The 14,453-nt window shown below is 39.7% G+C and carries 15 protein-coding genes and 1 pseudogene; 11 read left to right on the top strand and 5 right to left on the bottom strand.

Annotated features, from left to right (window positions below; translation table 11 throughout):
* From nqrE to mnmA, 5 genes are all read left to right on the top strand, one after another.
* Window positions 1-597 (top strand): NADH:ubiquinone reductase (Na(+)-transporting) subunit E, encoded by a 597-nt coding sequence (nqrE, locus tag KP710_RS04665; RefSeq protein WP_005633378.1) that lies wholly within the window; start codon window positions 1-3, stop codon window positions 595-597.
* 10 nt (window positions 598-607) lie between these two features.
* Window positions 608-1,843, top strand: coding sequence for an NADH:ubiquinone reductase (Na(+)-transporting) subunit F (gene nqrF / locus KP710_RS04660; protein WP_005636875.1), 1,236 nt, complete (start codon window positions 608-610; stop codon window positions 1,841-1,843).
* A 144-nt stretch (window positions 1,844-1,987) separates the two neighbouring features.
* Window positions 1,988-3,028, top strand: a complete 1,041-nt coding sequence (locus KP710_RS04655; protein WP_048953932.1) for an FAD:protein FMN transferase — start codon at window positions 1,988-1,990, stop codon at window positions 3,026-3,028.
* Between the two features lie 2 nt (window positions 3,029-3,030).
* On the top strand, window positions 3,031-3,291 hold the full coding sequence (nqrM, locus tag KP710_RS04650; protein ID WP_005633372.1) for a (Na+)-NQR maturation NqrM: 261 nt from the start codon (window positions 3,031-3,033) through the stop codon (window positions 3,289-3,291).
* 116 nt (window positions 3,292-3,407) lie between these two features.
* On the top strand, window positions 3,408-4,562 hold the full coding sequence (gene mnmA, locus KP710_RS04645) for a tRNA 2-thiouridine(34) synthase MnmA (RefSeq protein ID WP_106014025.1): 1,155 nt from the start codon (window positions 3,408-3,410) through the stop codon (window positions 4,560-4,562).
* 45 nt (window positions 4,563-4,607) lie between these two features.
* On the opposite strand, the gene rplS is transcribed toward mnmA, so the two are convergent.
* The 4 genes from rplS to rpsP are packed head-to-tail and all read right to left on the bottom strand — an operon-like array spanning window position 4,608 to window position 6,593.
* Entirely contained in the window at window positions 4,608-4,958 is a 351-nt protein-coding gene (rplS, locus tag KP710_RS04640; protein WP_005626422.1) for a 50S ribosomal protein L19, read from the bottom strand.
* Between the two features lie 36 nt (window positions 4,959-4,994).
* Entirely contained in the window at window positions 4,995-5,735 is a 741-nt protein-coding gene (trmD, locus tag KP710_RS04635) for a tRNA (guanosine(37)-N1)-methyltransferase TrmD (protein WP_048953930.1), read from the bottom strand.
* 37 nt (window positions 5,736-5,772) lie between these two features.
* Window positions 5,773-6,300: a ribosome maturation factor RimM gene (gene rimM, locus KP710_RS04630; protein WP_065265330.1), complete on the bottom strand. Its 528-nt coding sequence runs from the start codon at window positions 6,298-6,300 to the stop codon at window positions 5,773-5,775.
* 44 nt (window positions 6,301-6,344) lie between these two features.
* On the bottom strand, window positions 6,345-6,593 hold the full coding sequence (gene rpsP, locus KP710_RS04625; RefSeq protein ID WP_005626429.1) for a 30S ribosomal protein S16: 249 nt from the start codon (window positions 6,591-6,593) through the stop codon (window positions 6,345-6,347).
* A gap of 310 nt (window positions 6,594-6,903) precedes the next feature.
* Between rpsP and KP710_RS04620 the strand changes: the two genes are divergently transcribed.
* Window positions 6,904-7,683, top strand: coding sequence for an amidohydrolase family protein (locus tag KP710_RS04620; RefSeq protein WP_048953928.1), 780 nt, complete (start codon window positions 6,904-6,906; stop codon window positions 7,681-7,683).
* A 24-nt stretch (window positions 7,684-7,707) separates the two neighbouring features.
* Window positions 7,708-9,519: an NAD nucleotidase gene (gene nadN / locus KP710_RS04615; RefSeq protein ID WP_048953927.1), complete on the top strand. Its 1,812-nt coding sequence runs from the start codon at window positions 7,708-7,710 to the stop codon at window positions 9,517-9,519.
* A 228-nt stretch (window positions 9,520-9,747) separates the two neighbouring features.
* On the opposite strand, the pseudogene KP710_RS09415 reads toward nadN, so the two are convergent.
* Window positions 9,748-10,505, bottom strand: a pseudogene (locus KP710_RS09415) (transposase); the annotation flags it as partial.
* Between the two features lie 310 nt (window positions 10,506-10,815).
* Between KP710_RS09415 and KP710_RS04605 the strand changes: the two are divergent.
* From KP710_RS04605 to fecE, 4 genes are read left to right on the top strand one after another with little or no spacing between them, the layout of a single operon-like run.
* The gene (locus tag KP710_RS04605) at window positions 10,816-11,706 is read left to right on the top strand and encodes a Fe(3+) dicitrate ABC transporter substrate-binding protein (RefSeq protein ID WP_106014026.1); all 891 of its coding nucleotides are present in this window, start codon (window positions 10,816-10,818) and stop codon (window positions 11,704-11,706) included.
* Window positions 11,706-12,695: an iron-dicitrate ABC transporter permease FecC gene (fecC, locus tag KP710_RS04600; protein WP_065265328.1), complete on the top strand. Its 990-nt coding sequence runs from the start codon at window positions 11,706-11,708 to the stop codon at window positions 12,693-12,695. Before KP710_RS04605 ends, fecC begins: the two co-directional genes overlap by 1 nt.
* Complete coding sequence (gene fecD, locus KP710_RS04595) at window positions 12,695-13,678, top strand: Fe(3+) dicitrate ABC transporter permease subunit FecD (RefSeq protein WP_106014028.1); 984 nt, start codon at window positions 12,695-12,697, stop codon at window positions 13,676-13,678. The genes fecC and fecD overlap by 1 nt, the downstream gene beginning before the upstream one ends.
* Window positions 13,678-14,445 carry a Fe(3+) dicitrate ABC transporter ATP-binding protein FecE gene (gene fecE, locus KP710_RS04590; RefSeq protein WP_215770960.1) on the top strand — a complete coding sequence of 256 codons (768 nt, stop codon included), beginning with the start codon at window positions 13,678-13,680 and terminating at the stop codon, window positions 14,443-14,445. Before fecD ends, fecE begins: the two co-directional genes overlap by 1 nt.
* Window positions 14,446-14,453: the final 8 nt, after the last annotated feature.

Here is a 14,453-nt window from a genome sequence, read left to right as displayed (position 1 = left end):
ATGGAACATTATATTAGCCTATTTGTGAAGGCGATCTTCATTGAAAATATGGCGCTTTCTTTCTTCTTAGGGATGTGTACTTTCCTTGCTGTATCAAAAAAAGTGTCAACCGCATTCGGCTTAGGGGTTGCAGTAACAGTTGTGCTTGGCATTTCTGTGCCAGCGAACCAATTTGTATTTGAACATGTGTTAAAAGATGGCGCCTTAGTTGAAGGGGTAGATTTATCCTTCTTAAGCTTTATTACGTTTATCGGTATTATCGCGGGTATCGTTCAAATTCTTGAAATGACGCTCGATAAATTCTTCCCAGCACTGTATAACGCATTGGGGATTTTCCTTCCGCTTATTGCCGTAAACTGTGCGATCTTTGGTGGCGTATCCTTTGCGATTCAACGTGAATATACCTTCGCAGAATCTGCCGTGTACGGTATTGGTGCAGGCTTGGGGTGGATGTTAGCAATTGTTGCGCTTGCAGGTTTAACTGAAAAAATGAAATATGCTGATGTACCAGCAGGCTTGAAAGGATTAGGAATAACCTTTATTTCTGCTGGATTGATGGCGCTTGGCTTTATGTCATTCTCTGGTATTCAATTATAAGGAGGCATAAATGAGCGAATCTTCAATTTTATTATTAGGTGTTGCAGCATTTACCGCTATTATTTTAGTACTCGTTGCGATTATCTTGTTTGCCAAGTCAAAACTAGTCGATTCTGGTGATATTACTATTGGTATCAATAACGATCCAGAGAAAGCGATTACATTACCTGCAGGTGGCAAATTATTAGGTGCTCTAGCGAGTAAAGGTATTTTCGTGTCTTCTGCTTGTGGTGGCGGCGGCTCTTGTGGTCAATGTGTGGTAAAAGTGAAAAATGGTGGCGGAGAAATTCTTCCAACCGAACTTTCTCACATTAACAAACGTGAAGCAAAAGAAGGTTATCGTCTAGCTTGTCAAGTTAACGTGAAAGGTAATATGGAAGTTGAACTTCCAGAAGAAATCTTCGGCGTGAAAAAATGGGAATGTACTGTTATTTCTAACGATAACAAAGCAACCTTTATCAAGGAGCTTAAATTGGCTATTCCTGAAGGCGAGGAAGTGCCATTCCGCGCGGGTGGATATATCCAAATCGAAGCTGATCCACACGTGGTGAACTATAAAGATTTCGATATTCCTGAAGAATACCACGAAGACTGGGATAAATATGATTTATGGCGTTATGTCTCTAAAGTTGACGAGCATATTATCCGTGCTTACTCAATGGCTTCATACCCAGAAGAGAAAGGCATTATTATGCTTAACGTTCGTATTGCAACGCCTCCTCCGCGTCAACCTGATGCACCTCCAGGTCAAATGTCTTCATACATTTGGTCATTAAAAGCGGGTGATAAAGTCACTATTTCTGGTCCATTTGGTGAATTCTTTGCGAAAGAAACTGATGCTGAAATGGTATTTATCGGTGGTGGTGCGGGTATGGCTCCAATGCGTTCTCATATTTTTGACCAGTTAAAACGTCTTCATTCTAAACGTAAAATGTCGTTCTGGTATGGTGCACGTTCTAAACGTGAAATCTTCTATCAAGAAGACTTTGACCAATTACAAGCTGAAAATCCAAACTTTGTATGGCATGTTGCATTATCGGACGCATTGCCTGAAGATAATTGGACCGGCTATACAGGCTTTATTCACAATGTGCTTTATGAAAACTACTTGAAAAATCATGAAGCACCAGAAGATTGTGAATACTATATGTGTGGACCTCCGGTGATGAATGCAGCTGTAATTAAAATGTTGAAAGATCTTGGTGTTGAAGATGAAAACATTTTATTAGATGACTTTGGTGGCTGATTTTAGTTAATCAATTCATCATAAAAACTGACCGCACTTTGTGATGAAGTGCGGTCAAAATTTAAGGTGTTTTTAGAAAATTTTCTATGATTACAGGTAAGTTTTGTTGAGTTTGCCAGTAATTCACAGATGTAGGAAATCCAGATGAAAAAATTAATAAGCGGTATCATGGCGGTAGCAATGGCATTAAGTCTTGCAGCCTGTCAAAAAGAAACAAAAGTTATCTCATTAAGTGGTAAAACAATGGGAACAACTTATCATGTTAAATACCTTGATGAAGGCTCAATGAAAGCAACATCTGAAAAGACGCATGAAGAAATTGAAGCAATCTTAAAAGATGTAAACGCGAAAATGTCCACTTACAAAAAAGATTCGGAACTGAGCCGTTTCAATCAAAATACCCAAGTGAATACACCGATTGAAATTTCAGCAGATTTTGCCAAAGTATTAGCTGAAGCGATTCGTTTAAACAAAGTGACTGAAGGTGCATTGGATGTAACTGTTGGTCCTGTTGTGAATTTATGGGGATTTGGTCCTGAAAAACGCCCAGAAAAACAACCTACGCCAGAACAATTAGCTGAACGCCAAGCTTGGGTTGGTATTGATAAAATTGCCCTCGATATGAGTGGTGCAAAACCGACATTAAGCAAAGCACTTCCTCAAGTTTATGTCGATTTGTCCTCGATTGCTAAAGGCTTTGGCGTTGATCAGGTGGCTGAAAAGTTAGAACAACTAAATACTCAGAATTATATGGTTGAAATCGGTGGTGAAATTCGTGCGAAAGGAAAAAATATTGAAGGCAAACCTTGGCAGATCGCAATCGAAAAACCAACTACAACAGGTGAAAGAGCGGTTGAAGCTGTAATTGGATTAGACAACATGGGAATGGCAAGTTCTGGCGATTATCGTATTTACTTTGAAGAAAATGGTAAACGCTTTGCTCATGAAATTGATCCGAAAACAGGTTACCCAATTCAGCATCATTTAGCCTCAATTACGGTCCTTGCGCCAACCTCAATGACTGCAGATGGCTTATCAACAGGTTTATTTGTGCTGGGTGAAGACAAGGCGTTAGAAGTGGCAGAGAAAAATAATATTGCCGTTTACTTAATCATTAAAACAGATAATGGTTTTATCACAAAATCATCCTCTGCTTTCAAAAAATTAACAGAAACAAAAGAATAGTTATGCAAACTTTATTTTTTACTTTAATCGCTTTTGTCGCAATTATATTGTTGATGTCTATCGGATTTATTATCAAAAAACAAAGTTTAAAAGGCAGCTGCGGTGGTTTATCTGCCCTTGGTATTGCCAAAGCTTGCGATTGTGATAAACCGTGTGACACGCTTCAATCAAAATTAGATGCGGGCGATGAACAAGCGAAAGCTGAATATGAGCAAAAATTTGCGAAAAAAGATGATGATTCGCAATTTTATGAAGTGAAATAACTTGCTCAAAAATGACCGCACTTTATGTGCAAAATAAAATTAACGGCAAAATTATTTTGCCGTTTTCTCATTCAATGACCAATGTGCTTCGCCTTAACCGAAGTTACGGGAGAACTATGTTAATTTCAAATACTTATAATCAACACTTTCCTCAACTGACGCAAGAGCAGCTTGCGAGAAATGCGACAAAAAAAGTGATTTGTGGTATGTCTGGCGGAGTGGATTCTTCTGTGTCAGCTTTTATTCTTCAACAGCAAGGCTATCAGGTGGAAGGCCTGTTTATGAAAAACTGGGAAGAAGATGATGATACGGATTACTGCACTGCAGCAGCTGATCTTGCAGATGCTCAGGCTGTATGTGATAAGTTGGGTATTAAACTACATAAAATTAATTTTGCGGCAGAATATTGGGATAATGTCTTTGAGCATTTTCTGACTGAATATAAAGCAGGGCGCACGCCGAACCCAGATATTTTGTGTAATAAAGAAATTAAATTTAAAGCATTTTTAGAATATGCAGCTGAAGATCTTGGTGCCCATTACATTGCAACAGGACATTATGTACGTAGAGCTGGTGATGATGAAAATGTAAAATTATTACGTGGTCTAGACGCCAATAAAGATCAAAGTTATTTTCTTTATACCTTAAGCCATAAACAAGTAGGGCAAAGTTTATTCCCCGTTGGTGAAATCGAGAAGCCCATTGTTCGCGCTATTGCTGAAGATCTTGGTTTAATTACAGCGAAGAAAAAAGACTCTACAGGTATTTGTTTTATTGGTGAGCGTAAATTTAAGGATTTCTTAGCTCGTTACTTACCTGCTCAACCTGGCGATATTCGTACTGTTGATGGTGAAATTATTGGTCGCCATGATGGTTTGATGTATCACACGTTGGGACAGCGCAAAGGATTAGGCATTGGTGGTTTGAAAAATGCGGGTGATGAGGCTTGGTATGTGGTAGATAAGGATGTGGAAAATAATGAACTTATTGTCGCTCAGGGGCATGACCATCCTCGTTTATTTTCAAAAGGTTTGATTGCTAGCCAATTACATTGGGTTGATCGTGAACCAATTCGAGAGTTATTACGTTGCACGGTGAAAACACGTTATCGCCAACAAGATATTTCTTGTGTGATTGAACCGATTGATGATGAAACTATTCGAGTGATTTTCGATGAACCTCAATCAGCCGTCACACCAGGGCAATCTGCCGTATTTTACCTTGGTGAGGTTTGTTTGGGCGGCGGGATTATCGAAGAACGGATTAAATAACCTAACAAAAAAGGCTTGGAATTCCAAGCCTTTTTCTTTGCGAAATTATTCGCCCAAACGCTCTTTAATACGAGCAGATTTACCTGAACGTTCACGTAAGTAGTAAAGTTTAGCTTTACGTACTGCACCTTTACGTTTAACAGCGATAGAATCTACAGCTGGAGAGTGAGTTTGGAATACACGCTCAACGCCTACGCCGTTAGATACTTTACGTAAAGTAAATGCTGAGTGCAAGCCACGGTTACGAATTGCAATAACCACGCCTTCGAATGCTTGCAAACGACGTTTGCTACCTTCAACTACCCATACTTTAACTTCTAAAGTATCACCAGGGCGGAAGCTAGGTACGTTTTGTTTTAATTGTTCTTGTTCAAGTTGTTTGATAATGTTAGACATTGTTTGATCCTTTATTGATCCTAGATGTAACTGAAACTAACTGCTATGCTCGGCTTGCGCCTCTTTTAACAGTTTACGTTGTTCGTCAGTCAGAGCTAGGCCCTCTAAGAGCTCAGGGCGTCGGAGCCACGTTCTTTTTAGCGATTGTTTTAATCGCCATTTCCGAATTTCTTCGTGGTGTCCCGACATCAGCACGGGTGGTACAGTTAATCCTTCTAACACTTCCGGTCTGGTGTAATGCGGGCAATCTAATAAACCATCTGCAAAAGAATCTTCTTCTGCGGAGGCTTGCTTGCCTAGTACACCGGGAATAAAACGCGCAACAGCATCAATTAATGTCATTGCCGGCAACTCCCCACCGGTCAGAACGTAATCGCCGATTGACCATTCTTCATCGATTTCAGTTTGAATCAATCGCTCATCAATACCTTCGTAACGTCCACATAACAAAATCAATTTCTGATTTTGAGCAAGCTCGGTTACGCCGCCTTGATCGAGTTTACGTCCTTGTGGCGAAAGGTAAATCACCTTTGCGCCTTCTCCTGCAGCTGCTTTCGCAGCATGAATCGCATCCCGTAAAGGTTGCACCATCATCAGCATTCCCGGGCCACCACCATAAGGGCGATCATCCACGGTTTTATGCTTGTCGAATGTAAAATCTCTTGGATTCCAACATTCCACTTGCAGAAGATTATGTTTTACAGCTCTAGCTGTAACCCCAAATTCCGTAATCGCTTTAAACATTTCGGGGAATAATGAAATCACCCCTATCCACATAAAAAGCCTACTACATTACGTTTGTGCATACTTGAGATTAGAAACCAGCGTCCCAATCCACTTCAATTGTTTTCGTGGTGAGATCGACTCTTTTAACTACTTGTTCATACAAAAACGGAATTAACCGCTCTTGTTTTCCAAAAGCATCTTTCGTATTGGCTTTAACTACTAACACGTCATTAGAACCGGTTTCCATCATTTCTGTTACCGTTCCCATTGTATAACCTTCTAGGTTTACGACTGAGCAACCAATTAAATCGTGCCAGTAATAATCACCCTCTTCTAGTTCTGGGAAAACAGATAAATCCACACCAATTTCAACATTTGCTAAAATTTGTGCGACTTCACGATCATCAACGCCTTTTAATTTCACGATGATTTCGTGGTTATGATGACGCCAGTTTTCTAATTCTGTTGGCTGCCACTCACCTTTGATTTTTAAAAACCAAGGCTGATACTCAAAAATGCTTTCAGCTTGTTCTGTTGATGAATAAATACGTAACCACCCACGGATACCGTAGGTTGAGCCTAATTTGCCCACAACTTCAATACGTTGTTGTTCCATATTTCTCACCTATCTTAGTTTAAGAACTAAATCAAAAAGCAAAATTATGCTGCTTTTTGAGCTTCTTTTACCAAGCTCGCAACACGATCAGAAAGTGATGCACCTTGACCAACCCAGTGGTTAACACGGTCTAGGTCGATACGAACACGTTCTGCGTTACCTTGTGCGATTGGGTTGAAGAAACCTACACGCTCAATGAAACGACCGTCACGTGGTGAACGGCTGTCAGCTACTACGATTTGATAAAATGGGCGTTTTTTAGCTCCGCCACGAGATAAACGAATGGTTACCATAACCTTCCTCTAAATGTTTAATTACTAAAAGAATATTCCCAAACTCGAAAGCGATTTAAGAATATAGCTTACTTTTTTCTCTGTATATATAGACAAAAAGCTTAAAGATTTTATACTTTTTGAACAAAATTGCAAGTTTTGGATGACCATTATAATAGGTACGTTATTTTCTCTTGAAAAGGTAAATATTATCATTCACATACAATTTTGTTTTACGTATAATCTAAGAAACTCTCAAGCAGTTTTAGGTCAAGTTTACGCGTTAAGCGGTATTTCACATTGATAAAATATCAGTTAAATGAGGTTTATTATGAAAATCGGTTTTCATTCAGTGTTACTTGGATTAGCGTCATGTATTGGCATTCAACAATCTGTGGTAGCGAGTCCTCCTTCGTCTTCTCAACAATCAGTATCTGCTGAGTCACCTGAAGCTTTAAAGCAACAATTTTCAATCGCTTTAGCCAAACAAGAAAAGCAACAAGTTTCGATTTTACAGAAAAAACTCACCGCGCTTTTTTCTTTACCTCCTCAATTCCTAGATAATCAGATCCAAATAAGCGAAAAAATCCTCACTCGCATTTTTAAAACAGATAAAAATCTCACCCCTAAATTTCTTGATTATTTATACTTTGAACCGATAAATACTGGCGATGCTAATTTAATTCAGGAAATGAAGAAAAACTTGCTAGTGTCTTTTTTGGCGAATGAGCAGGCAAAAATTTATATTCGTCAAACAGATAATTCGGAGCAATTTGTTCAGGCTTTGCTAGAACGGGGAGCCAAACCAGATCAAATCATATTATTGTCTTTGGATGCTAAAGGCATATTTCAAAAAATTATTGAACAGATACATCAAGATTTTCCTAATCAAACAACTTTTTCTATTACTGAGAATCGAGTGAGTTTGATAACCCCATCTTCTGAAATTAAGCCCCGCCTCGCTCTAGCTAATATGATGTTTGCTCGCCAATTTAAAGGGGTGGAGGTTGATGATTTTTCGTATTTAGATCAAGCGCGTGAAAATCTTCAACACAATAACTATACTATTCGTTATAAGACTTTCCAAGCAATGCTTGAAGGCTTAAATTAATCCGTTTACTCATAAGGAGCCATTATGTTTTTATCTAAAAAATCAGTTACCTTTGCAGTTAGTGCATTAGCAATGCTTTGCTCAGGCACAACCTTTGCTAAAGAAGTGCCGCAAGCACATAAAGCTGTGGAGTTAAGTATCTTGCATATTAATGACCATCATTCTTACTTGGAACCGCACGAAGCGAGAATTAATTTAAATGGTCAACAAACAAAAGTGGATATTGGTGGTTTTTCTGCTGTGAATGGAAAACTTTATGAGTTACGCAAAAAGTATAAAAATCCATTAGTGCTACATGCTGGTGATGCGATTACTGGTACGCTGTATTTCACCCTTTTTGGTGGTTCCGCTGATGCGGCTGTCATGAATGCAGGTAATTTTGATTATTTTACTTTGGGTAATCATGAATTTGATGCGGGTAATGAAGGTTTATTAAAACTACTCGAGCCATTAAAAATCCCAGTACTTTCAGCTAATGTTATTCCTGATAAAAATTCAATTTTATATAACAAATGGAAACCTTACGATATTTTCACTGTGGATGGAGAAAAAATTGCTATTATCGGTTTAGACACCGTGAATAAAACGGTTAATTCCTCTTCACCAGGTAAAGATGTGAAGTTCTATGATGAAATTGCTACCGCACAAATTATGGCAAATGCGCTAAAACAACAAGGTATTAATAAAATCATCCTACTTTCACACGCAGGTAGTGAAAAAAATATCGAAATCGCGCAAAAAGTTAATGATATTGATGTGATCGTTACTGGCGATTCGCATTATTTATACGGAAATGATGAATTACGTGGTTTAAAATTACCAGTAATCTATGAATATCCGCTTGAATTTAAAAATCCGAATGGCGAACCGGTGTTTGTAATGGAGGGTTGGGCTTATTCTGCTGTTGTGGGGGATTTAGGTGTTAAATTCAGTCCTGAAGGTATTGCGTCTATTACTCGTAAAATTCCTCACGTGTTAATGAGTTCTCATAAACTTCAAGTGAAAAATGCGGAGGGTAAATGGACTGAATTAACTGGCGATGAACGTAAAAAAGCACTTGATACTTTAAAATCAATGAAGAGTATTTCACTTGATGATCATGATGCAAAAACAGACATGCTTATTTCAAAATATAAAAGTGAAAAAGATCGTTTAGCACAAGAAATTGTTGGTGTTATCACTGGTTCTGCAATGCCGGGTGGTTCAGCAAACCGTATCCCAAATAAAGCAGGCTCAAATCCAGAAGGTTCTATCGCAACGCGTTTTATTGCAGAAACAATGTATAACGAACTCAAAACAGTGGATTTAACCATTCAAAATGCAGGTGGTGTGCGTGCGGATATTTTACCGGGCAATGTGACTTTTAATGATGCTTATACTTTCTTGCCTTTCGGTAATACGTTATATACCTATAAAATGGAAGGTTCGTTAGTGAAACAAGTGCTTGAAGATGCGATGCAATTTGCTTTAGTTGATGGTTCTACAGGGGCATTCCCTTATGGAGCAGGTATTCGTTACGAAGCGAATGAAACACCAAATGCGGAAGGTAAACGCTTAGTGAGTGTGGAAGTCTTGAATAAACAAACCCAACAATGGGAACCAATTGATGATAATAAACGTTATCTTGTTGGTACCAATGCTTATGTAGCTAGCGGTAAAGATGGTTACAAAACTTTTGGTAAATTATTTAATGATCCAAAATATGAAGGCGTTGATACATACTTGCCTGATGCGGAAAGTTTCATTAAATTTATGAAAAAACATCCGCACTTTGAGGCTTACACTTCATCAAATGTAAAATTTAATGCTTCGACTGATGCGTTACCTAAAAAATAAAATTTAAAAATAGCGTGTATTTAACACTCGATTTTATACCTCAGGCAAACCCACTTTATAGACCATCTGGTATAAAGGTGGGTTTTGTCTCTTTCTATTACATTTCACTTTAGATTGCCATTCAAGCAGTCAGTTTCGTAGAGTTTTTCCCTTGCTCCGATGACTTAACTGTATCGACGTTTTCTATCGTAGCTTGATAAGTGTGTCAGGTAATCAGCCTTTCGGTTTTTTGATTTTGCTCGGGCGATGATAATCAAATACACTAATAACCTCTCGGCGAGCCAAGCTTTCTGTGATAGGGGCGGTAAAATAGTCAGCATCAAGCCTGACGGCTTTTTTGGGAGGAGCTGAAAGCGTTATGTCGAGGAATTAAGGTGAGCAATATAGGGTTAGTTGTCATTGATATTACCTGCCCGAGGCAAAGGTATTTAAAATAATCCTATGCTTGCCTTGATGTCTTTGATTTCTGCCACTTTTTCACTCGCTTTTAACGGCTTCTTTCCTTTTTTCGTATTTTCACCACATCTTGGGTGAGCATATCAATATACTGACTGACTTGTACCTTATACTTTTTATTATGTTTTTCGTTCTTATTAGCGCTAGCTTTAAATGGGTACTGTCTGTAAACGGATACTTGCCCCCATCAAGCCTTTTTCAATTGCTTTCCATACGATACAAGTAAAAAATATGCTCAAATACATCCGCACCATTAAAACGACGAAGATTATTTTGGCTAAGTGTGCTGGTGTCAATCACTTTTTTGTTAAGGACATCCCTAAAACCAGTGGTAAACCACATTGGCTTATCCATTGCCGTTCACTTTTAATACCAAAGAGATAGCCCAACAGTATTATTTTAAACTATCAAATAGGGTCAACAGCTGGATGACCGTTATCCTGACAATAAAGATGAGCGCCCTCATCATGGATAAATTCAAAATCAATGGATCTCGCTACTTTGTGAACAAGATGGTCTTGTTGAACCAATTGCTAAAGACTTATCATCTTGAGTTCATATAGAGGAGGGGCAGTATTTTTAAGCATAGGCATTTTCTTGTTTGATATGTCTATTAGATCAAACTTCTAGAGCTATGTTAGCGGTCTAAAATAACACGTATTTAACGCGCTATTTCTGTTTTAAAGTAGCCTCTTAGTAATTAATATTTAGATGTTATTAGAAATAACAAAATGCTATATAGCAAGAATTCAGTAATTTTAGGATTCAATCAAAAGAAAATCATTATCAATTCATTTTTTTGTGTATAATTACCTCGTTTTTATTACTGGAGGACATGTCATGAAAAAATTATTAAAAACAACTCTCACTTCTGTATTGTTAATGGCATCTACTTTCGCCGGTGCAGTAACGGTAAAAGATGCTAATGGTGAGTTTACCCTTGATAAAACCCCAACCAGAGTGGTGGCATTAGAGTATTCTTTCGTAGATGCCCTAGCACAAGTGGGGGTAAGTCCTGTGGGAGTGGCTGACGATAATAAAGTTGAGCGTATTTTGCCGCAAGTACGCGAAAAAATTGCTGCATGGCAATCCGTTGGTACGCGTTCTCAACCGAGTCTTGAAGTGATTGCTTCTCTCAAACCAGATTTAATTATTGCTGATCCTTCCCGTCACACAGCGGTGTTTGAAGAATTGAAAAAAATTGCGCCAACAGTGATGTTCGATTCTCGTCATGAAAGTTATCAAGAAAATCTTGAAACTGCGCAAAAAATTGGTGATTTAGTGGGTAAAAGTGCTGAAATGAAAGCAAAAATTACCGAACACAATGATTATATTGCGAATATTGCGAAACATTTGGGAGTAAAGGATAAGAAAGCATCATTCGGTACATCACGAGAAGATAAATTTAATATTCAAAGTTCAAATGGTTATGTCGGTAGTTTCTTAACTGCTCTTGGATTTGCCCCAACTAAACTTGATGGAAATAAATCGTTAGTAGAAATTAACCTTGAACAATTAGTAATAGAAAAACCGGAATATCTCTTTATTGCTCATTACCGTGATGAAAGTATTGCGCGAAAATGGGAAGCTGAGCCACTTTGGAAAGCCATTCCTGCCGTAAAAGCAAACCATGTTTACAGCGTTGATGCCGACATGTGGGCTCGCGGTCGTGGCTTAGAAGCGAGCAAAATTATGGCAAAACAAATTGAAGGTTTCGTGAAACAAAAATAATGATGAAGTCCACTTTCCGTTGGGGACTTCCCCTTATCATTCTGGCTTTACTATTATGGGGAAGCCTGTTTTTGTATTATCCCATCGAAATTCGACCGCTTGCAGCTTTACAAGCGCTCCTCCCCGATGGCGATGAAATTGCCAAAATTACGGTAACCGATTTACGCTTACCGCGCGCATTAGTTGGCATGATTTTAGGTGCCAATCTTGCGGTGGCAGGTGCGTTGTTACAAACCATTACGCGCAATCCACTAGCCTCCCCTACATTACTCAGCGTGAACTCAGGAGCCAGTCTTTCCATGGTGACCGCCAGTGCGTTTAGCCCCTTAATTCTTTCTGGTTATAGCATTGCTTTAGTGGCTAGTATCGGTGGCGGTCTGAGTTGGCTTGTGGTGATGCTGATCAGCAACGGATGGAAAGACAACAGCGGGGATCGTAGCCGGGTGATTTTAGCGGGGATTGCCGTATCACTACTTTGTGCCGCGCTCACGAAATTGGTGCTGATTATCGCGGAAGATCATGCCTTCGGTATTATGAGCTGGCTAGCTGGTGGCATTGCACATGCCCGTTGGAATGAATTATTGACATTATTTCCGTTCTTTATTTTGACCGCACTTTTCTGCCTGTTTTTTGCCAGCCGTTTAAATTTACTCAATTTAAGCGATGAATCCGCTCGTTCACTAGGCATCAATCTCTTCCGTTTACGTTGGTATGCTAACATCATGGCGTTATTGATTGTAGGTTCAAGCGTAAGTGTTGCCGGCCCCGTGGCCTTTATTGGCTTACTAGTGCCCCATCTTGCCCGCTATTGGATTGGTTATGACTTGCGAAAATCGCTCCCCATGGCGATGCTACTCGGCGCAATTTTAATGCTCGCTGCAGATACCATTGCCCGCGCGGTCAACTTCCCTAGTGAAGTGCCTGCCGGTGCGGTGCTTGCCTTAATCGGTGCCCCAGTTTTTGTATTATTTGCCAGAGGAAGACACTAATGCGAACCTCTCATGTATCTTTTCGTGTTATCGGCTTTTATGTCGTCACGCTCAGTCTGATGGTACTACTCTTTGGATTGAGTATTCGCCTTGGCACTTATACGCTTTCCTTTGAGGAAATTTGGGTGGCCTTTCAGCCTGATGATAAAAACTATTTTACCTTGATGGAATATCGCCTCCCCCGTGCTGTGTTAGCCATTTTATTAGGCGGAGCCTTAGCAATTTCTGGTGTATTAGTACAAAGTGTGGTGCGCAATCCACTTGCCTCTCCCGATATTTTAGGGATTAACAATGCGGCAGGGTTGGTTGCCGTTTCGGTATTGATGTTCTTGCCAAACTTAGCATTTTACTGGATGCCAATTTTTGCCTTTTTAGGCGGTGTACTCTCTTTTGTCATTTTATGGGTCGTGTGCGGTTTTAACTTCCGCCCTATCAAAATGGCAATTATTGGGGTCGCACTATCCGCGTTATGGGCAGCCATTAGTCATTATCTGATGCTTACTAATCCAGTCGAGATCAATACGGCAATGTTATGGCTCACAGGAAGCCTGTGGGGGCGCAGCTGGTCTTATTTAAATGTGGTATTACCATGGTTAGTAGTGTTGCTACCCTTGCCATTTATTTTCTGTCGCGATCTCGATACCCTTGGTTTAGGTGAAAACAAAGCTTCCACCTTGGGGGTGACCGTAAATAAAGTGCAAATTAGCGTTTTAGTGCTAGCGGTAGCCCTTTCTACTACAGCCGTGGCAATTTGTGGTCCGATTGCCTTTTTAGGCTTAGTTGCTCCGCATCTTGCTCGCCGTTTAGTCGGTGGCAGGCATCGCACCCTATTACCGGCAGCCTTGATTATTGGCGCCCTCTTATTACAACTTTCGGATATTTTGGCGCGGGTAATTGACCCACCAACTGAACTCCCAGCGGGTATTCTGACTGCAATTATCGGTGCGCCATATTTCTTCTACTTATTGATGAGAACTAAATAATGAGCATTGAAATCAATAATTTATCTTTGGGTTATCAAGATAAACTCGTGGTTAAAAATCTGTCGCTAAAATTCCCGAAAAATAAAGTGATTGCATTAATCGGCCCAAATGGTTGCTGTAAGTCCACCACATTAAAAGCGGTGGCTCGCTTGCTCAAACCGAAGCAAGGTTCAATCACCCATAAAGGTCAGGATATTTGGCAAAAAAGCCCTAAAGAATATGCCCAAGAATTGGCTTTTCTCCCGCAGCAACACCTGGTACTAGAAGGGATTAAAGTGCGAGAATTGATCGCCTACGGGCGTTCGCCTTACTTAAATCTCTGGGGCAAACTCAGCCAAAAAGATGAAGAATTGGTCACTTGGGCGATGGATCAAACACAAACTGCCGAACTTGCCGAACAGTTGGTTTCTGATTTATCTGGTGGTCAGCAACAACGCGTCTTCTTAGCCATGACTCTTGCGCAAGATGCTGAATTAGTGCTACTCGATGAGCCTACCACTTATCTGGATTTAAACCGCCAAGCTGAACTCATGGGCATGATGCGACAAATGCAGCAGAATGGAAAAACAGTGATTACTGTATTGCATGATCTTAATCAAGCTTGTCGTTATTGCGATTATTTAATTGTGATGAAAAGAGGTGCTGTAATGGCACAGGGAGCCCCGGATGAAGTGATGACAGAGGATTTGTTAAAAGAAGTGTTTGATTTGGACGTCATTATTCACCGTGATCCAATCAGTGATACGCCGATGTTTATATTAAAATAAATCGAAAT

This window comes from Haemophilus sp. SZY H35 (assembly GCF_018829705.1).
Taxonomy (GTDB): Bacteria; Pseudomonadota; Gammaproteobacteria; order Enterobacterales; family Pasteurellaceae; genus Haemophilus; species Haemophilus haemolyticus_K.
The sequence above is the reverse complement of the archived record's forward strand: the minus strand, read 5'-3'. Positions and strand labels throughout refer to the sequence as shown.